The following is a 23,728-nucleotide window of genomic DNA, read 5'->3' as shown; positions in this document are numbered from 1 at the left end:
GGCGTCAAATGTAACGAATTTCTAGGCAGGCTAGTTCGACTAATTTCTCACCAAAGCCAAATATACAGGCCCAGAAGCATCGCAACGACGAGCAACGCCAGAGTGTTGAACAGCATAGTGGTGGCAAAGGCGATATCACCCAGCTTCACTGTCCGTTCTTCCTCAGGCGGTGCAGTCAGCCGCGATACGACGGCAGCGGCGACCAGCGCGACAAGGAAAACACCCCAGATACGGATAATGAACGGCACGTCCGGCATGCCGAACTTGAGCGCGACGTTGATCACCAGCGAACCCAGCAGCGCCGTGAAGGCACCCGCCGTATTGCTGCGCTTGTCGAAGAAGCCGAGCAGGAAGACGACGACCACCCCCGGCGCTATGAAACCGGTGTATTCCTGGACTGTCTGGAACCCGCTTTCGAAGCCCCCGATGAACGGACGTGCCAGCAGTAGCGCAAGGCCCATGGCAGCAAACGCTGCAACACGCCCGACCATGACATAGTGCTTTTCAGGCTTGTCCGGCTTGGCCGCGCGATACAGGTCCATTGTGAAAATGGTCGAGATCGAGTTCATCATCGACGCCAAAGACGAAACCACCGCAGCGATCAGCGCGGCAAACACCAGTCCGCGCAGACCAGCGGGTGCAAAGCTCATCAGCTCCCCATAGGTACGGTCCGATTTTTCGGCTAGCGCCGCCCCATCGAGTATGCCGCCCTGTGCCAACATCACCGCGGCGATCCCCGGGATGACGACAATGAAAGGAACCAGGATCTTGAGGAAGGCAGCGAAGGCTAGGCCCTTTTGCGCCTCCGGCAGGCTCTCAGCCCCCAGCGCGCGCTGGATGATGTACTGGTTGAACCCCCAGTAGCTGAAGTGCAGCACCCACAGCCCGCCCAGCAAAGTCCAGATGCCCGGCAAATCGCCGTAAGCAGGATGACTTTCGTCCAGGATCATTTCGAAGTGGCCCGGCATCTCTTGCATCAGCAAGCCAAGACCTGCCATCGCACCGTCAGCCCCCGGAAGCGCATCGAGCGCAATCCAGGTGATGGCAAGGCCGCCCAGGATCAGGATGACGACCTGGATGATGTCCGTCAGCGCGACCGCCTTGAGACCGCCATATAGCGAATAGAGCACGGCAAAAGCGGCCAGCGCGCTCATCGCCCCCATGACGCCCCAACCCGTCAACGAGGTGACAGCCAGGCCGCCCAGCCACAGGACGGTCGTCAGGTTGACCGCAGTATAAAGCGCGACCCAAAAGGCGCTCATGAGGGTCTTGACGCCCTCTCCGTACCGCTGCTCGAGGAATTGCGGCATGGTGTAGATCTTCCGCTTGAGGAAGATCGGCAGGAAATATTTCGCGACGATAATCAGGACGATAGCCGCTTGCCATTCATAGGCGGCAATAGCGATGCCGACGGCATAGCCCTGCCCCGACTGGCCGATGATCTGCTCGGCCGAAATGTTCGAGGCGATCAGCGACGCGCCGATTGCCCACCACGGCAGCGCGCGCCCGGCGAGGAAGTAGTCTTCGGTATTCTTTTCGTGCCCCTTTGGCTCGCGGCTGACCACCAACGCAATGCCGAGCAGCGCGACGGCATACAGCGCGATGATGACGATATCGATGGTTTCGAGCGTCACGACCTATTCCTCCCCCACGGGCATCGGCATTCAACGGCCGAGCCTCAATCCCTTGTTGGCAATGGACTAGCGCAATCCCGCACAGCGTCCATTGGAATTCGAATTCATCCGCCCTTCCTCAGAAAGAGCATTCCGTCCCTTCCGGCATGTCCTGCCGGACAATCTTCGCAATCCGCATCACCATTGGCGCGTCAGTGCCAATCGACAGGCTGTTGCCAAGCCCCGGCGCACAGTCTTCGGTGATGATCATTTCACGCCAACCCTTGCCTGCACTGAGCTGCAGCTGGCGGGTGATGTCAACGGTATTGCCACCCACCGTAAGCGTGACCGATCCTGCTGGCGCGTTGGCGAGGTTGTAGAGGATGCGGAAGTCTCCTCCGCCCTCGCCTTCCTGCGCCATTGACAAGGTTGCGCCCGGGCCAAATGTGACCTCGCGCGCATCTTCCTGCCGCTCCTTGTCGACCCCGCGGGAAACGACCCCACCGCCCTCTCCGCGCAAGTTGGGCAGAGCCGCACCACCGGCAATTGCAGTGATGCCATTGGCAAGGCGCCCCATGTCATACCAGGCCGCCGACTGGCCCTGATCGAGGTACCCGCAGGTCTCATCCAGCGCCCCGACGGGCTGCGCATCGCTTTGCGAAAGGCCGTAGCCAAACGGGAACTGCGCACCAGCCGGTGAATTGACCGGCGTGCCGCCACAGTCAGCCGGCCAGCTGAACGATAGGCGGCCGGTAGCTTCCCGCTTGCCGAACAGGACATCGGCCACGCCAGCCCCCTCGCTGCCCGGCAACCAGGATGCCACGAAAGCAGTCGAAGCGTTGATCTCCCGGTTCATCCAGAGCGGGCGACCGGAGAGAAAAACCGCAACGGTTGGAATATCTTGCTCGCCGAACTTGCGAAGCAATTCGAGACCCTCATGGTCATCGAACACGAGCGTCTTTCGGTCTCCTGCGAATTCGGCATAGGGTTGTTCGCCAAACACGACGATGGCAACATCGGGCTTCGTCGTAAAGCTACCGTCAGCCGATAATGAGGCTGTTCCGCCGGTTTCCTTTGCCGCCTCCTCGATGCCTGCCCAGATCGACGTTGCACCCGGGAAATCGGCGTTAGTCAGCTCGGCACCGCCTTGCCAGGTCAGTGTCCAGCCACCCGAAGCCTGCGCAATGCTGTCGGCTGCCGTGCCAGCGACGAGGATAGAAGCTCCGGCCTTGAGCGGCAGGACACCATTGTTCTTCAGGATGACCTGTGACTTCGCCACCGCTTCGCGCGCGACGGCCCGGTGGGGAGCGAAGCCCAATTTGTCGTAGCGACCGGCATTGGCCCGCGCCGATGGCTTCTTGGCATCCGGACCAAGAATTCCCGCACGCAACTTGACCTTGAGTACCCGTCCGACCGCTTCATCGAGCCGGGCCATCGGGATCGTGCCATCGTTCACTTGCGCAACTAGATTTTCCAGCAGCGGCTTCCAATCGTCGGGCACCATGTAGATGTCGAGGCCTGCGAGCAGCGCCTGCGGGCAATCCGTGACGGTGCAGCCCTTGATCTGGCCGTGGCCGTTCCAGTCACCAACCACGAGTCCGTCAAAACCAAGCTCTCCGCGCAGGTAATCTGTCAGCAACGGCTTGTTCCCGTGCATCTTGACGCCGTTGATGGAGTTGAAGCTGGCCATCACTGCCTGCACCCCGGCATCGACCGCAACGGGGTAAGGAACGGCGTGGATCTTCTTGAGTTCTTCGATATCGCCGTTGACGTCGCCGGTATCGATACCTTGCGCAGTCCCGCCATCGCCAAAGAAGTGCTTGGCCGTGGCGATCACCCGGCCTTTGCCGAGGAAATCGTCGCTACCCCTGGAGCCCTGCAAACCTTCCAGCAAAGCCTTGCCCATGCTGGCCGCGACCTGCGGATCCTCGGAATAACTTTCGTAGGTCCGCCCCCAGCGATCGTCACGCGCAACAGCGACGGTCGGCGAGAAATTCCAATCGATGCCGGTAATCTCGATCTCGGTTGCGGTAGCTGCACCAATCAGCCGGACAAGCTCCGGATCGCCGGTTGCGCCGAGGGCAATATTGTGCGGAAAGATGGTCGCCTTGACGACATTGGTGTGGCCGTGGACCGCATCCGTCCCCCACATGGTGGGGATAATCGGCTCGTCACCAGGCAGAGGCCGTGTCGAAGCAACCCACATCTCGTCCGCGAGGCGCAGCCATTCAGAGGCAGGCGCGAACTCATCGCCATAGGGGCCGCCATTGCCGCCGTTGAGGTAGCTGCCGAAACGATACCGCTCCATGTCTTCAGCTGTGAAGGAATTGATTTGCGGCTGGATCAGCTGGCCGACCTTGCGCTCTATGCTCATGCGCGCAAGCAACGCGGCTACCTGCTCTTCTTCATTCAGCTGTACGGTCTCAACCGCCGGCGACGCAGCGCTTTCAATCGACCCAGTCCCGGCACACCCAACCAGCGCAATCGAAGCACACGTCGCAACAAGCCACTGACGGCAAAGCATCCTAATCCCCTCCAAATCCCGAATTGGGAACGTTCTCAACGTTACAGGCCCGCCTCTCAATTGCAAGGCCCAAAATTACGAAATCGGTGAAAGTCGGGTGAGACTCGCCAGCAGGGCACCAGCCAGCGCAGCAAGGGCTGCGAGGAGCCAGAAAAGCCCCGAGAACCCGAACACCGGGACCAGCGCCAGCGTCAGCCAGGGCATGATCAAGGATGGCACGGTGTTGGTCAGGTTGAAGATGCCCAGATCACGTGCGCGATGCCGAGCGCGCGGCAGGACACGCAAGGTCTGTCCGGTATGCAAAGACAGGAAAACCGAAGCGGCGAGGCCAAACAGCACATAGCCGGCGATCGCGACTGTCAATGTCTGCGCGAGCGCCATTACGATCAAGCCTCCGCTCGATAGGACAGAGGCCAGCGCCAATGGCAGGATGGGTCGGTCGCGAATATCTGACCAGCGCCCAACCAAGATCGCCAGTGGCACCGCGATGCCAAGGACGATCGCGAAAATCCGTGCCGTGTGGTTATCGCCCATACCGGCATCGATGGAGCGGAACCAGAACAGCAGGTAGGCAAACAATGCTGCCTCTGCGATCTGCACCAACAAGCGAGCCAGCCACATGCGCAAGACAGCGCTGCGGCTCTTGAGCGCGACGGGACGATCGCTCTGCTCGCCGCCAGGCGCACTGTCCTCCATCAATTGCGGCATCGGTCTCGGCCGTCCGAACAAGACGACCGGCAGCACCAGCGCGGCCACGAGGCAAACCACCATTACGAGACGAGTTTCGGCATCGGCCAGCCCGGGAATTGTTACCAGCGCTCCAGAAGCGGCGCCGAGCGCCGGCGCAAAAGCCAGCAAGCCGCCAAGCAAACCCTTCTGACCGTCAGGCACGCAGTCACCCGCCCAGGCTGCAAGCGGCGCAAGCATCATGTTGAGCCCCAGCTGCCACAGCACGATCGTGCCGATCAGAACGGTCAGGCTTTGTGCAACCGGGATGGCCATCAACATGCTGCTCGACAGCACCAAACCGGTCAAAATCCAGCGAACGCGATTGCGCGTCAGATCGCTGAGCCATCCGAACAGGATATTCGCCACGCTTGCCGTGAGCGCTCCACCAAGCGTGACATAGGCAAGCCAGCTGACATCAGCCTCACCGGCCAACGCTGTAACGCGCACCGGGAGCAACACGGTCAGGAACGGGACGTAGGCGACCGCGCCGCCCGCCGCAGCGAGGGCATAAAGAAGCAGGAAGCGCGTCGATTGGCGCGTTTCCGGCACAGCCCCTGTCCCTGGCATCAATCGTTGTCGTGCCGACGCGGCGGGGCAGTCGAGCCTCGCTCTACCAGCGTGCCGCGAACACGCACCGGAGCGTCGGGCACTTTCCCTTCACGAGCAGCCTCGATCAGCAGTTCGACCGCTCGCGATGTCGTTTCCGCAATTGGCTGATCAACCGCTGTGAGCGTGGGCTGCGTGAAATTGGCGATCGGAGTGTTATCGAAGCTGATGACAGACAGGTCAGCCGGCACATTTATGCCCAGTTCGCCGGCAACTTTCAGCGTTGCCATGGCCATCTGGTCGCTGCTGGCGATGATGGCGGTGGGTCGTTTCGCCAGGCTGAGCAATTGGCGGGCGGCCTTGATCCCCGAGTCGAAACTGAAGTCGCCCTTGGCGAGCAATCCCGATGTTGGCAGGCCAGCCTTTGTCATTGCCCGGGTCCAGCCATCGACGCGCCATCCGCTTAGCGAGTATTCGGAAAGTCCGGAGATAAACCCAATCCGTTCATGGCCGAGGTTGACCAGGTAATCGGTCGCCATGGCGGCATTGCTTTCATCGCCCATGGTCATGGCAATGCCCGGCCCCGGCGCAGTTGAACCGATCCGGGCGAACGGGATGCCCTTGCTCGCCAGCATCTCGGTAATCTGCCGATTCTCAGAGTGCGGCGGGGTCAGGATGACACCATCGGGCTGAAGCGAGGCGATGGTGCTGGCGAGCTCGCGCTCGATCTGGTCGGCATGGGTGTCGACCAGCTCCACCATCATTCTGTAGCCCAGCTCGTTGGCGCGCAGCATGCCGCCGAGCAACATCTGGTTGACCCAGTCACTACCCTGCCGCGCTGCCCATTCCGAAATGGTCCGCTCTCGGTCATTGAGTGCGAGGATAAGGTAGGAATGCGAGCCGCTCATTCGCTGGGCAGCGATCGAAGGGACATAGCCCAGCTTGTCGATCGACGCCTGGACGCGTTCCTTCATTTCGGGCCGTACATTGGGCCCATCGTTGATGACGCGGCTGACGGTCTGCAAGGACACGCCCGCATCCGCCGCCACGTGCTTGATCGTGACTGCCTGTCGCCGTCTGGCCATTTTTACTCATCCCTCCCGAGGATGCAGGCCGTGCCTTTATCGCGGTCCTCGCCGCATTGCCAGACACGAACCCAGTCGACTTCCATGGTCTTGGGAAAACCGCTTTCATCGACGCCACCCAACGCGCGCTCCTCCGGCAGGCCGCCCCCGATGGCGAGGTTGAGGATCAGGTGAAACGGCTTGTCGAACGGCGCATTGGGATCGTCGCTTTTGGTGGTGAACCAGTCTTCCGCGCGCTTGGTGGCAAAGGGCTTGCCGTCTACTGTCCAGACGAAGATGCCTTCGCCCCAGATCACACCGTAGGTGTGGAATTCCCTGTCGAGCACAGCCGGATAGCTGATCTCCGTGCTGGCGAAATCATTGTCGGGCCAGGCACCGCCGAAATGAAGCGTGCCGAGAATGGTGTTTTCGCCACCTTCTTCACAGCCTTTCTCAGCCGCGCATTCCACGCCAAGATTAACCGCTTCGAGGATGTCGATCTCCCCTGACTTGGCCCAACCGCCGTAGGCATCCCCTTCAGGCAACATCCATATTGCCGGCCAGGTGCCCTGTCCCTGGGGCAGCTTGGCACGAACTTCGAACTTGCCGTATTTCCAGGACGCCTTGCCGCGAGTGACCATGCGCGCACTGGAATAGGGCTTGGTCGCCGTAGCGTCCGGATCATCGGCTTCGGCGCGCATGTGCAACGGCAGGGCAGGACCTTTCGACTCTTCCTTCAGCGCAGTGATCACCAACACACCGTCAACGATCGCCGCGTTGCGCAGACTATCAGTGTAGCACTGTCGCTCGTTGTTGCCGCCGCCCCAGCAATTGATGTCGAAGTCCCACTTGCTGCGGTCGATTGTGTCGGTGTCAAATTCGTCGGACCAGACCATCTCCCAGCCATCTTGCGCAGGCTGGACCATATCGTCTCCCGCGGCATTGCAGCCGGCACTCAAAACAAGCGCCGGAGTCAACGCGACCAGAAGGCGGAATGCTTTGGTCATCGGATTGTCCCTCCCGATTGCCTTAAGCCCTAAATTAAAGAGCGGGCCCTCGCTACAAGCAAGGGCCCGCCCATTTCCTGTCCCTCTATTGCATCGACTTTAGAAGTCGAAGCGAGCGATCAAGGTGTAGCGTCGGTCATTGCGGAACGCCGAGCGCGGGACCCGCAATCCGTCGAAGTTCACGACCTGCGAGGTCCGGGTCACTTCGTCGAGCAGGTTCACGGCCTGGACACCCACCTTGATGTTGTCGGTCACCGCATAGAAGACCGAAGCATCGAGCTGACCAGTGGATTCCTGCCAGATCGGCGAGAACGGAATGATGTCGTCCCGCGGCGTGATCAGGAATGCCGAACGCCAGTTGTAGGCTGCACGGGCAGCGAACGGACCCTTTTCGTAGAACAGTGTCGCGTTGATCGTGTGCTTGGAGATGCCGGCGAGCGGCTGACCCGCCGTAAACGCACCGCCTCCAAGTTCATTCGTACCGGTAGTGACGGACGACTGACCCACCGCAGCAAGGTTCGGGTTGGAGAAGTCCGAGCCATCCACATAGGTATAAGTGAACTGGCCGCCGAACCCGCTCAGCAAGCCGGGGAGGAAGTCCCACGTCTGCTGATACGCGATCTCGAAGCCCTTGAGCTGGCCGCTCTGGTCGTTGAACGGACCCTGGAAGACATATTCCGCTGTCGGCGACGAGGCACCGTTCAGTTCGCGGACCTCGAAGCCATTGCTCACGATCCCCGAGATGTCTTTCAGGAAGACCGAAGCCGTAAGCGATCCGACATCGTCGAAGTACCATTCGGCCGAAAGGTCGAAGTTCCACGACTTCACCGGGAGCAGGTTGCGGTTGCCCGTTCGGATAGTGAACAAGGGCCCCGTAGTGAGCGTGCCGGCTTCCAGCAGGGCACCGGTGTTGTCACCAACTGCGCCGTTGATTGCGAGCAGCTGCAAATCGGGCCGCGAAATACCCTTCGAGACGGCCGCGCGGAACAGCAAACCGCCACCCACATCGAGCTTGGCATTGAAGCTCGGCAGCCACTGATCGAAGGTGATCTTCTGATCTAGGCGAATGAACTCGCCAGTGTGAGCTGCGGCGAATTCAGCAAGCCGCGGTGCAAATGCTGGATCGCAATAGCCCCTGACGGCGCCCGGGATGCGCACCGGTCCAGCACAGTTCGTCTGGATTTCGGCAACCTGCACGACACCGTCGCCATTACCGCCGTTGCCGACATCATCGAAGCGACCCGGATCAGGGTATGCAATGATGGATGGCGCATCGATCTTGGTCTCGACGTAACGCATGCCGAAGTTGCCATCGAGCACCCAGCCATTGCTGAACTCGGTCCCGAAATCGATCCGGGCATAAGCCGCCTTGGTGATTTCACCCACGGTCGAAACTTCGGTCGGGCAGAAGAAGCCTTCGATGTCACAGGGGACCGTGTTGCCCGGCAGCGGGTTGAACGGATCCTGGCGCGTACGGCCGTTTACGCCGTAGTTGAAGCGCTCCGGTGAAACACCAGCTGCCTGGATCTCTTCGATCTGCTGGTCGGTGATGCCGGCCAGGTATTCGCCGAGGAAGTCATCCCCGCCAAAGAACCACGAACCGCCACCCGGAACCGGGATCGGCGTGTTGCCCCGCTGGAACCCGTCACCGAACGGTGCACGGAAGCTCGAGTAGTCCGGAAACTCATCGGTGTAGACACCGCCTGCGATCGCGAATTCCTGGCCCGGAAGGCCAGTGTAGAAGCGCCCCGGAGTGAAGCCCGACCAGTCGGGGACGTACGGCCCCGGACCCTGGAAACAGCCTGGGCCTTCGCCCCACGGAGCACAGCCCGCACGGCCAGCCCACGGAGCTGACAGGTTACCCCAGGTGCTGAAGTTGGTGTTCCGGGTCGTGCGGTCGCGATCGGCCCAGCGGGCACCGAAACGGGCGCTCTTGAAGAAGCCCTCGTCGCTGATGTCGTATTCGGCATCAAAGCGCAGGCTGTCCATTTCACCTTCGTTCTTCTCGCGGCTGTCGAGCCCGAACCAGTAGTAGCTGTAGAAGCCGCTGGTGAAATAGTCGTCGGGCGCACCCATGGGCGCGAGGAACTCGACGCTTGGCGTATTACCCGAGAGATCGAGAGCAACATCTGCCCAAGTCCGTGTCGCACCGAAGACCGAATCGCGGCGAAGCTTGCCGTCGATATGCTGGGCTTCGAAGTTCACGCGCAGACGATCCGTGATGCTCCAGTCAAGGTCGAACGAGAAGTCTTCCGTCACCGACTTGGTCGAACGCACGAAACGCAGAGCTTCGACGTTGAGACCACCCCAACCAAACGGCGTGGCGTAAGCATCGCCCGGACGCTGGGTCAGGACACCGCTTTGGAAGACGCCATTGTCATCGAAAGTCCACGTGCTGCCCGCGCGCGGCACTGGGAACAGTCCATCGACATCGGCCGCAGGCGGCGCGATGAAGGCAAATTCTTCAGTGTCGAAGCTCGTTTCCGAGCGGAGCCATTCCATGGTGATCAGGAAGTCGCCGGTCGGGTTTTCGTACTGGACAACAGCCGCCCATGCCTCGCGCTCGCGATCGAGGTCGGTGGTGCGGACGCCAGCCCCCTTCGGAACAACCACCGCGCCAGCCGGCGGGAAGTTGCTTTCGTCAAAGTTCTGGTTGCTGAAGCCACCCGAGGTCAGCGTCAGCACGCGCAAACAGTCACCCGAGTAGGACGGATCGCGGTAGCAAGGGTCGGCGATCTGAGTCGCGTCGGTGCGGCTCTTCAGCTTGGACTTGGAATAGGCCAACTGGACGCCCAGCGTACCCTTGTCGGAATCAACCGTGGCCGAACCCAGCAGGTTGAAGGTCGGCGACCACTCATCGCGCAGGTCGCCATAGTTACCTTCGATCGAACCGGCGATGTGGACACCGCGGTTGTCAAGCGGCTTGCGGGTGACGAGGTTTACCGTACCAGCGATCGCACCTTCGACCATGTCGGCGGTGACGTTCTTGAAGACTTCGACGCGGCCCAGAAGCTCCGGCGAAACATCTTCAAAGCTGAGGACACGACCGCCCGTTGCCGAGAAAATCTCACGACCGTTCAGTTCCGAACGCGTGTAAGGCAGGCCACGAATGATCACGCCGGTGCCCTCGACCGAGAAGCGGTCGGGGTCGGTGGTCTTTTCGAACCGGCCGATGTTCACGCCGGGAACACGCTGCAGCGCCTCGGCGACCGAGCGATCCGGGAGCGCGCCGATATCTTCCGCCGTGATCGCATCGACAAACGTGTCGGCATTCTGCTTGAGCGACTGCGAGTTCTGCAGCGAGGCCCGGAAGCCCGTTACAGTGATGATGTTCGAATCATCCTGCGAACCCTCGGCCGCAGGCTCCTCCTCGGCGTCCTGCGCATATACAGGCGTCGCCAGCGTCGCGCACAGTGCGATGCTGGAAGCAGTCCCCAGGGCAAGAACGCGGCGCGAAACGGAATTCGTATCAGTGGTGCGGCGTGACAAAGCCATCCTCCCTCAAGTTCCATCCTGTACCTCTGTGGTACAAGAATCCCCACGGAGCGCATGAATATGCTGCTCCTCGAGTTTCAGTTAGACCTAATTGTGATCGTTCACAAGCCTCAAAATGAACGTTCACAATGGCCCTGTTGCATGCTAGCAACAATCGTTAGGCGGCATACCTTTTCGCACGATTGCAGTGAGGCGCGCCGCGCGATAGCCTTTGCCGCAAACGGGGATAGTTGAAGAACCACCATGGCGATCAAGAATATCATCATCGTAGGCGGCGGCACCGCTGGCTGGATGGCAGCTGCGGCGCTCTCGCGACTCAAGAATAACAATCTCGTCGACATCACATTGGTCGAATCCGAAGCGATCGGCACCGTCGGCGTGGGCGAAGCAACCATCCCGCCATTCGTCAATTTCAACGAACTGCTGGAAATTCCGGAGCATGAAATGCTCGCTGCAGTCCAGGGCAGCTTCAAGCTGGGTATCCAGTTCGTCAATTGGGGCCAGGTCGGTGACAGCTATATCCACCCATTCGGCGCCTACGGCTATTCCATGGGTGGCATTTCATTCCATCAAGTCTGGCACAGGCTCCGGCAGGAAGGCGACAGGCGCCCGCTCCAGGTCTTCAATGTGGAAACCATGGCGGCCTATTTCGGACGCTTCTCGCGTACGCAGGACTACACCCGCAACGGTGCCCGCGATGACTTGCCACCGGTCAATTACGCCTATCACATCAACGCCACCGCCTATGCCGCATTCCTGCGCAAATATGCTGAAGCTCGCGGCGTAGTCCGACAGGAAGGCAAGATCGTCGACGCCAAGCTCGATCCCGAAAGTGGCGATGTGATCTCCGTCCAGCTCGACAGCGGCCAGGTCCTGGAAGGCGACTTGTTCGTCGATTGCTCGGGCTTCCGCGGCTTGCTCATCGAACAGGCGCTGGAGACAGGCTACACCGAGTGGACGCACTGGCTCCCATGCAACCGCGCAGTCGCCCTGCCCTGCAACCGCGACGACGGCAGCCCGCCCCCGCCCTTCACCAAGGCCACCGCGCATCCCGCTGGCTGGCAATGGCAAGTCCCGCTGCAGCATCGCAATGGCAATGGTCATGTTTATTGCGACAGTTTCATGGAAGCGGATGAAGCCACCGATATCCTTGTCCAGAACATGGCAGGGAAACCGACTGCCGATCCCAATCACCTGCGATTCGTGACCGGCCATCGCAAGAAATTCTGGAACAGGAATGTTGTCGCGCTCGGCCTTGCTGCCGGCTTCATGGAGCCGCTTGAGTCGACTTCGATCCACTTGATCAACACCGGTGTCGACAAGCTGATCTCGATGCTTTCGCTCGATGGTATCACCGATGCCCAGCGCGACACCTTCAACCGCCTGACCGAGCGCGAATACGCGCGCATCCGCGATTTCCTGATCCTGCACTACAAGGCGACGGAGAGGACCGATTCGGAATTCTGGAACTACTGCCGCACGATGGATGTGCCCGATACGCTCACGCAGAAGATCGAGCTGTTCAAGGCCAATGGCCAGATCTTCCGCGAGGAAGACGAACTGTTCACGGAGACAAGCTGGGCCGCGGTGATGATGGGCCAGCGGATTCCGATGATCGGCCACAATGCCATTGCCGACACGCTGCACCTGGCAAAGACCAAGGCCGAGTTGGACGAAATGGAAAAATCGATCCGGTTTGCCGTGGACAGCATGCCCAGCCATGAACAGTTCCTGGCGCAATACTGCCCGGCGAAGGAAGCCGCTTGAGCGTTGCGGGCAATTGACCACCCCTGACGCTCCTTGCATGATGCGCTGGGTTTGATGGCAGGGGCGCATGGACACCGACGAACGAACATCGGCTTTGCAGGCAGTCCTCGGTTGTTCGAAACCGTCTGCTGCGGCGTTGGCCGGCGCCATGGTCGCACGTAACTATCCGGCACGAACATTCATCATGCACCAGGGTGACCGCAATTCGCAGCTTTGGCTGATTTTGAGCGGCACAGTGCAGTTGCAGGCGGTTTCCATCGATGGGCAGGCGACGGTGATCTCTTCTTTCGGTCCGGGGGAATTGGTCGGTGCCTTTCCTGACGAAGACGACATTGGCTATGATGCGCGCGCGTTCGGGCCGGTGGCCGCGCTGCAGGTAGAAGCCCGTGACCTTCGCCGGCTGATGGACGCGCATCCCGACCTTGGGCCGGGCCTTGCGGCAATCTTCTCCGGCCAGCTCGACATAGTGCTCGACCGCCTATCGGCGCGGGTAACATTGTCGGCCAGCGGCCGCGTCTATCGCGAGCTCCTGCGTCTGGCTGGCAATAGTGACAATATTGCCCCACCCCCGGTCATCTCCGCGCTGGCTCTCACGGCACAGACCACCCGTGAGACAGGTTCACGTGCCATCAGCGCGCTTGAACGGCGCGGGATCGTCGAGCGTAGCGAAGCACAGCTCGCCATCCGGTCGCGCCGCTTGCTCGAAGAACTCGTCTACTGACCGGGCCTCGCCGGGCTCAGCGACCACAACGAAACGGGACCTGAGAGCGAAGACAGCTCCCCCAGTTCCTCGAGCCTGAGATCCGGGTTCGATGCCTGGCAAATCATTGCCGACTGACGGTCAGCTACTATCGATCCCGCCGGTGCCGCAGCCAGCATCTGCCTGGTTCGTGCAACAAGGGCGGTGTCGATATTTGTTTCGGACATCAGCCCGATAGAGATGGCACAGGGGCCGTCGGGTTGGCTTTCGATCAGGCGCAGCGCAGCCTCCACATCTGCCAGCATCACATCTGATGCGCCGACTACCGGCACGAGGCCGTGGTCCCGTGCCAGGTCACTCGCCGGGACTGCCGAAGCAGCAACCACTGCGTGCATGCGCAAGTCTTGCTCTCCCGCTTCACCCAGCGATCGTACGGGGCTCGCGACCCGGAGTGTTTCAATCCGTCGCAAGGGCACCGCGGTCTTCGTCCATGCCTCGATATGTGGCCGGGCAAGCTCTCCCTGACCGACAATGGTGAGTGCAACGGCGCGGCTCCTGAACATGCTCGCATGGCGCAGGGTTTGCCCCATGGCGATCAAATCGCCCATGCCCACCGCCTCAGCCAGCGGCAGGTCATGATTATCGATCGCGGCGTCGAGTATGTCGAGCGTTTCAGCCTGCTCAAGCAGCGCGTCAAAGCGCGGCCCCCAACCGGCTCCATAGGGCTCCACTGAAACCGCCCGAAATTGCTCAACCGAACCGGGCAAAGTAACATGAAGGCGAGCGCCACGCGCGACCAGCGCTTCTGCAATCAGGATATCGGCACCGGCCGCCAAGGCACCAAAGCCAAAGCCGGGCTTGAGGTCATCGAGCGCAGCGGCCAGCATGTCGGCAAGATCGGGGTCACCTTCGTCCAGTCCGATAATGCCACAGAAGTGCAGCGCGCTCGGAGGTCGACAGGAATCGAGCCACCCGTTGTCCGCTCCCTGCTCCGCCAGGATGCTCTCGAATTGACCGATCGTCGCGGCATGGTCTTCCCATGCCAGTGGAAGTCGCGCGATCCCGGCACGGAGGGATAACTCGGCTTCCTTGTGATGCGCCAGCAGTAGCAGCGCCTCTGCGCGCGTGGCCTCGCGCCAATAGGCGTTCTCCCCTTGCTCCGGGTCGCTCTCGAGCAATTCGAGCACCTGCCGCGCGAGCCGCTGCGAGCTGGCAATGTCACCGGCCATCAACTCCAGCATGGCGGCGTTGATCAGCGGGTAGCTGTCTCCATCGATGGCAAACGCAGCGCGATAAGCCTGCGAGGCTTCGCGAAAGCGGCTCTGCCGCTCATCCCCTACAGCCAGTCGGGCCAGGTCCTTGAGCAACCGACCCTTGAGGGTGAGGACCTTGGGGTCTTCTGTAGTCTCGCCCAGCCCTCGTTCCTCGAACAAGCGCCACGCCCGCACCGGATTGCCGGCACGGGCGAGACGAAGGATCTGTGTATGGGCAGTCCCCATATCAAATGCTCAAGGATCCCCGTTCCCACCCGGGTGCCTGACATCGGGGTCAACGATAATGGGGATATGATAGTCCTCACCTGTCGAGTGTTTGCCCACTATGTCCAGATGGACGTTGAAGGGCGTAATGGTGTTCTCCATCCCCTTGATCACAAAATAAGCCGTCTTGCAGCCATCGTGAATCACTTCATTGCCTGCCCTGTCTTTCTCGACAATCTTTCGCTGACTGATGATGTTGCCCGCTGTGTCCAGCTTGCCGGTTTCACCGAAACGACTGATGTGTTCCCCAATCGCGGAAAAGGGGGCTCCGCGCCGATTGAATTGGTATTTGGCATTGTGGGGCAACCGGATGATCACCAAGGTCCACTCATCGCTCGCAAGCGAAAGCGAAGTTTCACGATCCTTGATTGGCGGCACAGGTGGGCGCGGTCCCATTGGCTTGCGACCCTTGAAAGCGTCCTTGTTGAACTCATCCTTGAGCAAGAGGTCGAGCTCAGCTTTGGTTTGCGGCGGATTGGTTGATGCACGTTCCGAACCATGGGTGAATTCGACCGCGAGGTTCGCAACATTGCCCTTGATCTCCAGCAAGCGCGCCGACACTCGCGTTGGGACATGATCTTCGTAATTGCCGAACGGGACGAATGTGATCCATGAACTTGCGCCGGACGAATGTATCGGGCCATTGTCGCCGCCTTCGAAAAAAAGGGTGCCAACACCCATACTCCCGATATCTTCTGCGGCGATCTCGCGTAATTTGAGCTCTGAAAGCGCAATCTGGTCACTCATTCCCACCTCCTGTTTCATCGATCATTTCCAGTTTCGAGCGCCAGCTGGCGTTGTCGGGATCGATCGCAATCAACCTCAGCATCTCCTGCCGTGCCCGCTGCAATCGGCGACTGGCGGCTTGCCCCCGCCCCAACGAGCGCTCGGTTCGCGCTATGGCGATCTGGGCTGCGACCCACAGGTCTGTCAGGTCGAGATTGTCGGGATCGGACGCTCTCAATCCTTCAATCAGCGCTTCCCCCTTCAGGCGCGTCGCCAACGCCTTGCCGAAATCGCCACGCCTGCCTGAAACGTCTGCCAGCCAGGCATAGCGATTGGCCTGTGCCTCGATACAGGAGCGCTGGCCCGGCTTGATCTTGCAAGCCTCTTCGAACCGCCCGATCGCTTCCTGGCATTCCCGTTCGGCCAGCTCGAGCGACCCTTTCCTGTCCAGCTCGAGCGTACAAAGATTACCGGCGGCATATCCGGCCTCCATCACCCATTGGAAATTCGCGCTGCCGCCCTCGATCAGTTGCTCCGAGTGGCGCTTGTAGCCGCTCCAGTATTGCGACGCCTTGGTCCAGTTTTTCTGGAGATAGGCAATGTAGCCGGCCCAGTATTGGCTCTGCGCATGCCCGAATATCCGGTCCGGGTTGCCCGGGTCGCGGTCGAGCAATGCCTCGGTCGTCCGGAAGGCCTCCTCGAACTTTGCCAGTGCGTCGTCGAGCTTGCCGGCCTTTTCGTCGTCCTCGCCCATCGCGTGGAGGAGGAAAGCCCGACGTTCGAGGCTTTCAGCGGCAAGCGTCGAAAGATCTTGCTTGGCATAATACTCGAGCGCTCGCTTGTTGACCCTGCCCATGACCGAAAGGCTGGTCACGCCCTGCAGGTCTTCCCGCAAATCTGTGATCATGTACTCCACCAACCCCTCGGCCTCAGCCCGTTGGGCCTGCGCTTCGTTGCGCGCCTGGAGTGCGATGATCGTCATGCCGGCCATGATTAAGGCCAGCGCCGCCACCATGCCCGTGACGGCCATCACGCGGCGGGTCTGGCGCTGGCTGTCGCGCTGGACCAGCGCGTCGAGCGGGACACCGGCAATCCCGGCGACAATCTTGAGGAAGCCCAGCTTCCAGCCGTCGCCTTCCTTGCGTAGGTCGGCCGCAAGCGGTTCAGCCCCACTTTCCGTCAACGCGGCAGGAAACGCTTCAGATGGCTCCCCCCGCACCAGGGCTGCAAGGATCGGCATGCCGGGACGGTGGGCCCGGAAATAGGCTATCTCTTGCCCCACCCACTTCGATTGCTTCGCATCGGGCGAGCAAACGACAACCAGCACCTGCGACCGATCCAGTGCCGCGCAAACCGCATCGGATAGGTTCTCTGCGGCAGAGAAGTCTTCGCGATCACGGAAAACCCTTCCCAGCTTGCCGCGTTCTGCATTTAGGGTAGCGACCTCGCCCAACCCTTTCGGCAAGCGATAGGATTCGAGCTGGCTGTGCAGCCTGCGCACGATCGCCGCGTCCGCATGGCTATAACTTACAAACGCGCTGAACTGCGGCGCGACGTTTTCATCCCCTGTCTCGTCTTCCACTACCCCACCCCGGCTTGTTGGAAGTATTAACCAGTTGAGGCGAGCTCGACGCAAAATGCAAGCTGCCTGTTCAAGCGGGAAGGATTCAGAATTATTCCCAGCCTTGCACCTGTCGCCGATAGGGCAGATAGTGGCAGTGGTCGCTTGGCAATCTAGATGATGACCGAGGGGGAGGATCATGGCAGTTTCGGACCACGTCGATTTCGACCAGTTCATGAACGGCGTGAAAAAGCGCAATCCGCACCAGCCGGAGTTCGTCCAGGCGGTACAGGAAGTCGCCCAGGACATCTTCGACTTCATTGCGGACAAGGAAGAGTACCACGAAGCGCAGATCCTGCGCCGGATCGCCGAGCCGGACCGGGTGGTCAGCTTCCGGGTATGCTGGGAAGACGACAATCACTGCATCCGCGTCCAGCGCGGCTGGCGGGTCCAGAACAACAACGCCATCGGGCCCTACAAGGGTGGTATCCGTTTCCACCCCAGCGTCAACGAAAGCGTGCTCAAGTTCCTCGCCTTTGAGCAGACCTTCAAGAATTCGCTTACCGGCCTGCCCATGGGCGGCGGCAAGGGCGGCTCGAACTTCAATCCCAAGGGCAAGAGCGACAGCGAAGTGATGCGCTTCTGCCAGAGTTTCATGACCGAGCTCTATCGCCATATCGGCCCCGATACCGACGTGCCGGCGGGCGATATCGGCGTCGGCGGGCGCGAGATCGGTTACATGTTCGGGCAGTACAAACGCATCACCAACCGCTGGGAAGGCGTGCTGACAGGCAAGGCGACGGAGTATGGCGGCTCGCAAATGCGGCCTGAGGCGACCGGCTATGGCGCGGTCTATTTCCTCCGCAACATGCTGAAGCACAAGGGCGACGATATCGACGGTAAGACCGCCGTGATCTCAGGCTCGGGCAATGTCGCGACCCACGCGGCGGAAAAGATCGTGCAGCTGGGCGGCAAGGTGCTGACCATGTCCGACAGCGGCGGGTTCATCCACGATCCCGACGGTATCGACCAGGAAAAGATCGACTGGATCAAGCGGCTCAAGAACGAGAGGCGCGGACGGATTTCCGAGTATTCCGATCATTTCACCAATGCGACCTTCCATGATGGCAAGCGCCCTTGGAACGTGCCATGCGAGCTCGCCCTACCCTGCGCCACGCAAAACGAGCTCAACGAAGAAGAGGCCAGGGAACTGGTCGACAACGGTGTGATCGCGGTTTCCGAAGGGGCCAATATGCCGACGACGCTGGAAGGCGTGCATGTCTTCCACGATGCCAAGATCATGTATGGTCCGGGCAAGGCGGCCAATGCAGGCGGTGTGGCCGTATCCGGCCTGGAAATGAGCCAGAACTCCGAACGCATATCCTGGGACCACGGTCGGCTGGGCGACATGTTGACCGATCTGATGGAAGGCATCCACGAGAAATGCGTCACCTATGGCGACAAGGGTGACGGCTATGTCGACTATGTGAAAGGTGCCAATATCGCCGGATTCAAGAAAGTGGCTGATGCCATGCTCGCGTTCGGCGTGGTATGAACGAGGAAACCCCAAAGGCTCCCGACACCCAGCGCACTTTCGCCCCGCAGGCGGTCCATCTGGTGCGCACGGTATCCATCGCCAATCTGCAGCTGAGCCAGATGGCCGACCAGAAGGCCAACCTGCTCATGGGCGCATCCTTCGTGGTCTTCACGCTCACCGTCGGCATAGCCAGCCGTGGACCGATTCCCATTTCGCTGGTCCTGCTTGGTACATTCGCTTTCGTTTCGGCTTGCCTTGCGGTGATGGCTGTCTTGCCGACATTCGGCTCCAGGCCCGTATCCGACACCGATCCCAACATCCTGTTCTTCGGCGTCTTTTCAGGAATGGAGGAAGAAGAGTTTGCCGATCGCGTGATCGATGAATTGCAGACCGACGAGCGCATGTTCCGGCTGATGCTTCGCGACATCTACCAGAACGGCAACGTGCTTCAGCGCAAGAAGTACCGCCTGCTGGGCTGGTCCTACCGGATATTCCTGGCCGGACTCGTGCTGTCGTTTCTCGCCTTCCTGTTCGAACAGCTGGGCCACCTTTAGAGGCTAGCGAACGCCGAGTTTCCCGGCTTCCGCCCGTAAATTGGCTGCATGGTCAGGATTGGCCCGGGTCGCGGCTTCGAGCGCTGCCTTGGCCTTGTCAGGTTCGCCCAGGGTCATGCGGCTGCGGATCAGCATCAGCCAACCGTCGAGATTGCCGGGATCGCCCTTCAGCCGCTGTTCGAGCCGGGCGACCATGCCTTCGGCCATTTCGCGCTGGTCGCTCGGACGCATCGCGCCCGCTGCAGCGACCTGCTCCTGCGTCGGGCCGGGCAAGCTCGAAGGTTTGGCAATCTGGCGCGCATCCATCGCGGTTCCCAGCTGCGCATTTACATCGATACCGTTTATAGTCCCGACTTGCTGAATGGTACGGATCAGGTCCTCTTCCCATGGCGCACCTGCGGGGGTGTCGGCCAGCAGATCCAGCCAACCCTTGATTGCGCCTTGGTGGTCGCCTTCGAGGTCCTTCTGCACATTCAGGAAGTAGCGCGCTCTCGGGTCTTCCGGATCGAGCGCCAACGCCTTGCGAAACGCCTCCAGAGCGGTTGGCGGCAAAGGATCGCGTTCACTCGCCATGACCCGCGCTTCACCCAGTGCAGACCAAAGCACCGCCTGCCCGTCATCGCGAGTTACAGCACCCTCATAGGCTTCGGCAGCCTCGGCAAACTCGCCACGCTCGAAGTGGACGAACCCGAGTTCCTGCCATGGCCTGGCGTCGCTCGGTGAAGCGTCGGCTGCTGCCCGCAGCTCATCGATCGATGTCGGGAATTCCTGGCTAGCGCCGGCGGTATCCGCAGCACCGCCATCGCCCCGCAGGTTGTAACCGACTGAAACCACGGCCACTACGGCCGCGACGCCCAGCACCGCAATACCGATCCTTGATTGGCTGGGCCTGCTTGCCGCCCTGTCCTTTTCCGCTCCCATGTATTTGGCGTAGCAGCCCTGTTCATGAGCGGCAATTCACTCTGGCACGAGGGACGTTTTACCCTATGATGCCGGTGTGCGGGTCCATCGGGAAGGAAAGGGGGATGGATTGGCGGACGCTTTTCGCGTGGCAATCGTCGGATCGGGACCGGCCGGCCTGAGCGCTGCCGCGCGTGCTGCTGCCTTGGGCATGAGCCATGTCCTGATCGAGAAGACCGACCACCTTTCCGACACGATCTACAAGTACCAGAAGGGCAAGCACGTGATGGCGACGCCATCCAACCTTGTGCTGCGCAGCGACCTGGTTTTCGAGGCCGGTAAGCGCGAAGTCATTCTCGACACCTGGGATGAACAGGCTGCCGGGCAATCCATCAATGTAATGCTCAACGCCGAAGTGACGGCGATCGAAGGCGAAAGCGGCAATTTCACGATCGAGCTCAAGACCGGCGATACAATAGCCGCTGAGGCAGTAGTCCTTGCCATCGGCACACAGGGCAATCCCAACAAGCTCCGTTCCCCCGGTGCCGACCTGCCGCATATCCAATACCAGCTCGATGATCCGGGCGAGTATTTCGACGAGCATATCACCGTGGTCGGTTCGGGCGATGCCGGGATCGAGAATGCCCTCGGCCTCGCAGCCGATCCGGCCCAGCGCAACATCGTCACCATCCTGAATCGAAGTCCGGAATTTGCTCGAGCAAAACCAGCGAACGTCAAACTGCTGGAGGAAGCAGGCGAAGCCGGACGCATCATCATTCGCTGTGAGACGACTCCCGCTGAGATTCGTGCGGGCGAGCTGGTCTTGGATACCCGCGACGGGCAGGAGACGATCCGCTGCGACCGGATCATTGCCCGCACCGGCTCGCAACCACCGCGCGGCTTTGTCGAGGCAATAGGCGTAGAGTTCACTAGCGAGGATCGCAGTGCCTTTCCCAAGCTCACCCCGACCTTTGAAACCACCAAGGGCGGCATTCACGTTATTGGGGCGCTGGCTGGCTATCCCCTGATCAAGCACTGTATGAACCAGGGCTACGACGTGATCGAATTCCTCAACGGCAATGCGCAGCTGAAGCCGGCGGATGAGCCGATCCTGGCGGAGAAATTCGCTCGGTTGCCAGGCACTCGCCCGGTGCACGAGTGGCTCACCATCTTCGGTAGCAATGTTTCCATCCTGCAGGGTCTTTCGCAGCTGCAGTTGCGCGAGCTGATGCTGGACAGCGAGGTACAGGCTTTTGCGACCGGTGAGACTATCTTCGCCCGGAACGAGCCCGGATCCTCTCTCTTCGCCATTGCAGAAGGCTCGGTGCTGGTGGAGGTCGATCCCGATGACCCCTCGATCACGGTACCGATCGAACAAGGTTCGATCTTTGGCGAAGTCGGCCTGATTTCCGGCCGCAGGCGCGGTGCGACAATTCGCGCGGCGGAACCTGTCGTCGCCATAGAGCTCTCGCGAACTGCCGCACTCAAATTGATAGCGACGTCGCCGGCAGCGGCAGAAGAAGTGAAGGCGATCTCCATCGAGCGCCAATTGCTGCAGATGTTCGGATCGGGCCTGACCAAGGAAGATGTCGCGCCATTGGTCGCGTCGGCAGATATCCAGCAGGTCCGGGCCGGAGAAACGGTGGTGGCCGAAGGCGATGACGACAAGGATGTCTTTATCGTCCGGCTCGGATCGATGTTGGTCGAGAAGGAGATTGGCGGACGCCCGGTGTTCCTCTCCTATCTCCCGGCGGGCTCCTATTTCGGCGAGATGGCGGCGATTGACGGCATGCCGCGGACCGCCAGCGTGAAAGCTGCGATCAAGTCCGAAGTCATCCGTTTGCCGGGCGAAGCGTTCGTTGCGCTGCTAGAGAGCAATCCGCGCCTGCGCGAGAAAGCAGCCGCCGACATGGCAAGCCGCCGCAAGGTCAACGCCTTCGTCGAGAGCCGCAAGGACAGCTTCGACAGCGCCGGCGACATGTATTCGGAGACCGCGCAATTCCTCGTGGACGAGGGGATTGGTGAAGCAACGGATGTGCTGCTGATCGACGAGAAGCTCTGCATCGGCTGCGACAATTGCGAGAAGGCCTGCGCAGACAGCCATGACGGATTGTCTCGGCTCGATCGCGAGGCCGGGCGGACCTATGCTCACTTGCACGTTCCGACCAGCTGCCGCCACTGCGAGCACCCGCATTGCATGGCCGATTGCCCGCCCAACGCGATCCAGCGCGGGCCCGATGGCGAAGTCTTCATCGATGACACCTGCATCGGTTGCGGCAATTGCCAGCGCAACTGCCCCTATGGCGTGATCCGGATGGATGCCAAACCGCCGAAGAAGCCCGGGCTGCTGTCATGGTTGCTGTTCGGCCGTGGCCCCGGCCCCGGCGAAGCGAGCTATGGCTGGCGCAAGAAGGAAGCCGAGAAGGTCGGGACCGAGCAGGCCAAGCTGGCAATCAAGTGCGACATGTGCGCGGGGATCGAAGGCGGGCCGGCATGTGTCCGGGCCTGCCCGACCGGCGCGGCGATCCGCGTAGCGCCGGACAAGTTCCTTTCCGTCACCAAGCTGACCGAGGACGTCGAGTAATGGCCAGCGTATCGCAGGGACGGTTTCGCGAGGACGAGCGGCGGCGCGATGCCGACCATGTCAGCTTCCTCAAGCATCGGCGCTGGCGCTGGCTCAAGATTGCGACGGCGCTGTGCGTTGTGGCCTTCCTCAGTTACGCACTGGTCGACGTGGAACCGCGCCACAATGGCGGCAGCTGGTACGGCTATACCCTCGGTACGATCGGCTTGCTGCTGATCGTGTGGCTGAGCCTGCTGGGCATCCGCAAGCGCAACATCACCGAAGGTCGCTGGAGCCTGAAGGCGTGGACCTCTGCGCATGTCTATCTCGGCCTCGCGCTGATCGTGATCGGTACGCTGCACACCGGCTTCCAACTCGGCTGGAATGTCCATACGCTGGCCTGGGCATTGATGATTATCGTCATCATTTCTGGGATCTATGGTGTCACGGCCTATGCCTTGCTGCCGACACAGCTCAGTTCGAACCGCAAGGAAATGACTCGCGCCCAGATGGTCGAGGCGCTGGCCGCGATCGACCGGCAGCTGGAGCAAGCAGCCCAGCCGCTTGAGCGGGACCAGACTGATCTCGTAATCGCTGCGCTGGATCAGGATACTTTCGCCCACAGCGCGTGGGCTCGCCTGACCGGGCGCTATCCCCGCTGCGCAACCACGCACGCACTCGAAGCATTGCCGGAGAATTATCGCTTGCAGGGCGATGGCGCCGACCCACTAGACCGCGTCCGTGCCCTGCTCCGCCGCCGTGCCGCCCAGCTCGGCCAGATTCGCCGCCAGCTGCGCACCAAGGCCCTGCTCGAGGTGTGGCTGTTCGTGCATGTCCCCGCCACCATCGCCTTGCTGGCCGCGCTGACCGCGCATGTTGTCAGCGTGTTCTACTACTGGTGAGG

General features: G+C 61.0%; 16 protein-coding genes. 6 read left to right on the top strand and 10 right to left on the bottom strand.

Going from position 1 to position 23,728, the window contains the following annotated elements:
- Positions 1 to 47: 47 nt before the first annotated feature.
- The 6 genes from QPW08_RS06880 to QPW08_RS06855 form a co-directional block, all read right to left on the bottom strand.
- Positions 48 to 1,634 carry a sodium:solute symporter family transporter gene (locus tag QPW08_RS06880; RefSeq protein ID WP_284124993.1) on the bottom strand — a complete coding sequence of 529 codons (1,587 nt, stop codon included), beginning with the start codon at positions 1,632 to 1,634 and terminating at the stop codon, positions 48 to 50.
- Positions 1,635 to 1,752: 118 nt separating this feature from the next.
- Complete coding sequence (locus QPW08_RS06875; protein WP_284124992.1) at positions 1,753 to 3,987, bottom strand: glycoside hydrolase family 3 protein; 2,235 nt, start codon at positions 3,985 to 3,987, stop codon at positions 1,753 to 1,755.
- Between the two features lie 225 nt (positions 3,988 to 4,212).
- The gene (locus QPW08_RS06870) at positions 4,213 to 5,433 is read right to left on the bottom strand and encodes an MFS transporter (RefSeq protein WP_284124991.1); all 1,221 of its coding nucleotides are present in this window, start codon (positions 5,431 to 5,433) and stop codon (positions 4,213 to 4,215) included.
- Entirely contained in the window at positions 5,433 to 6,497 is a 1,065-nt protein-coding gene (locus QPW08_RS06865) for a LacI family DNA-binding transcriptional regulator (RefSeq protein WP_284124990.1), read from the bottom strand. The genes QPW08_RS06870 and QPW08_RS06865 overlap by 1 nt, the downstream gene beginning before the upstream one ends.
- A gap of 2 nt (positions 6,498 to 6,499) precedes the next feature.
- Positions 6,500 to 7,483 carry a glycoside hydrolase family 16 protein gene (locus QPW08_RS06860; RefSeq protein WP_284124989.1) on the bottom strand — a complete coding sequence of 328 codons (984 nt, stop codon included), beginning with the start codon at positions 7,481 to 7,483 and terminating at the stop codon, positions 6,500 to 6,502.
- A gap of 99 nt (positions 7,484 to 7,582) precedes the next feature.
- Entirely contained in the window at positions 7,583 to 10,978 is a 3,396-nt protein-coding gene (locus QPW08_RS06855) for a TonB-dependent receptor (protein ID WP_284124988.1), read from the bottom strand.
- A 243-nt stretch (positions 10,979 to 11,221) separates the two neighbouring features.
- Between QPW08_RS06855 and QPW08_RS06850 the strand changes: the two genes are divergently transcribed.
- The gene (locus tag QPW08_RS06850) at positions 11,222 to 12,745 is read left to right on the top strand and encodes a tryptophan halogenase family protein (protein WP_284124987.1); all 1,524 of its coding nucleotides are present in this window, start codon (positions 11,222 to 11,224) and stop codon (positions 12,743 to 12,745) included.
- Positions 12,746 to 12,812: 67 nt separating this feature from the next.
- Positions 12,813 to 13,466 (top strand): Crp/Fnr family transcriptional regulator, encoded by a 654-nt coding sequence (locus QPW08_RS06845; protein ID WP_284124986.1) that lies wholly within the window; start codon positions 12,813 to 12,815, stop codon positions 13,464 to 13,466.
- Here QPW08_RS06845 and QPW08_RS06840 read toward each other — a convergent pair.
- Genes QPW08_RS06840 through QPW08_RS06830 form a run of 3 tightly spaced genes read right to left on the bottom strand, consistent with a single transcriptional unit; the run spans position 13,460 to position 17,291 of the window.
- Positions 13,460 to 14,944 (bottom strand): TRAFs-binding domain-containing protein, encoded by a 1,485-nt coding sequence (locus QPW08_RS06840; RefSeq protein WP_284124985.1) that lies wholly within the window; start codon positions 14,942 to 14,944, stop codon positions 13,460 to 13,462. The two genes, QPW08_RS06845 and QPW08_RS06840, sit on opposite strands and share 7 nt — an antisense overlap.
- Before the next feature lie 9 nt (positions 14,945 to 14,953).
- Positions 14,954 to 15,748, bottom strand: a complete 795-nt coding sequence (locus QPW08_RS06835) for a nucleotide synthetase (protein ID WP_284124984.1) — start codon at positions 15,746 to 15,748, stop codon at positions 14,954 to 14,956.
- Entirely contained in the window at positions 15,723 to 17,291 is a 1,569-nt protein-coding gene (locus QPW08_RS06830) for a toll/interleukin-1 receptor domain-containing protein (RefSeq protein ID WP_284124983.1), read from the bottom strand. Before QPW08_RS06830 ends, QPW08_RS06835 begins: the two co-directional genes overlap by 26 nt.
- A gap of 178 nt (positions 17,292 to 17,469) precedes the next feature.
- On the opposite strand from QPW08_RS06830, the gene gdhA reads away from it, so the two are divergent.
- A complete protein-coding gene (gene gdhA / locus QPW08_RS06825; protein ID WP_284124982.1) occupies positions 17,470 to 18,825 on the top strand; it encodes an NADP-specific glutamate dehydrogenase in 1,356 nt (451 codons plus the stop codon).
- Positions 18,822 to 19,361, top strand: coding sequence for a Pycsar system effector family protein (locus tag QPW08_RS06820; protein ID WP_284124981.1), 540 nt, complete (start codon positions 18,822 to 18,824; stop codon positions 19,359 to 19,361). The genes gdhA and QPW08_RS06820 overlap by 4 nt, the downstream gene beginning before the upstream one ends.
- Before the next feature lie 3 nt (positions 19,362 to 19,364).
- Here QPW08_RS06820 and QPW08_RS06815 read toward each other — a convergent pair whose 3' ends face one another.
- A complete protein-coding gene (locus tag QPW08_RS06815) occupies positions 19,365 to 20,282 on the bottom strand; it encodes a tetratricopeptide repeat protein (protein ID WP_284124980.1) in 918 nt (305 codons plus the stop codon).
- 109 nt (positions 20,283 to 20,391) lie between these two features.
- Between QPW08_RS06815 and QPW08_RS06810 the strand changes: the two genes are divergently transcribed.
- Positions 20,392 to 22,845 carry a cyclic nucleotide-binding domain-containing protein gene (locus QPW08_RS06810; RefSeq protein WP_284124979.1) on the top strand — a complete coding sequence of 818 codons (2,454 nt, stop codon included), beginning with the start codon at positions 20,392 to 20,394 and terminating at the stop codon, positions 22,843 to 22,845.
- Positions 22,845 to 23,726 carry a hypothetical protein gene (locus QPW08_RS06805; protein ID WP_284124978.1) on the top strand — a complete coding sequence of 294 codons (882 nt, stop codon included), beginning with the start codon at positions 22,845 to 22,847 and terminating at the stop codon, positions 23,724 to 23,726. The genes QPW08_RS06810 and QPW08_RS06805 overlap by 1 nt, the downstream gene beginning before the upstream one ends.
- Positions 23,727 to 23,728 lie beyond the last annotated feature (2 nt).

This window comes from Parerythrobacter aestuarii (assembly GCF_030140925.1).
Classification (GTDB): Bacteria; Pseudomonadota; Alphaproteobacteria; order Sphingomonadales; family Sphingomonadaceae; genus Parerythrobacter; species Parerythrobacter aestuarii.
The sequence above is the reverse complement of the archived record's forward strand: the minus strand, read 5'-3'. Positions and strand labels throughout refer to the sequence as shown.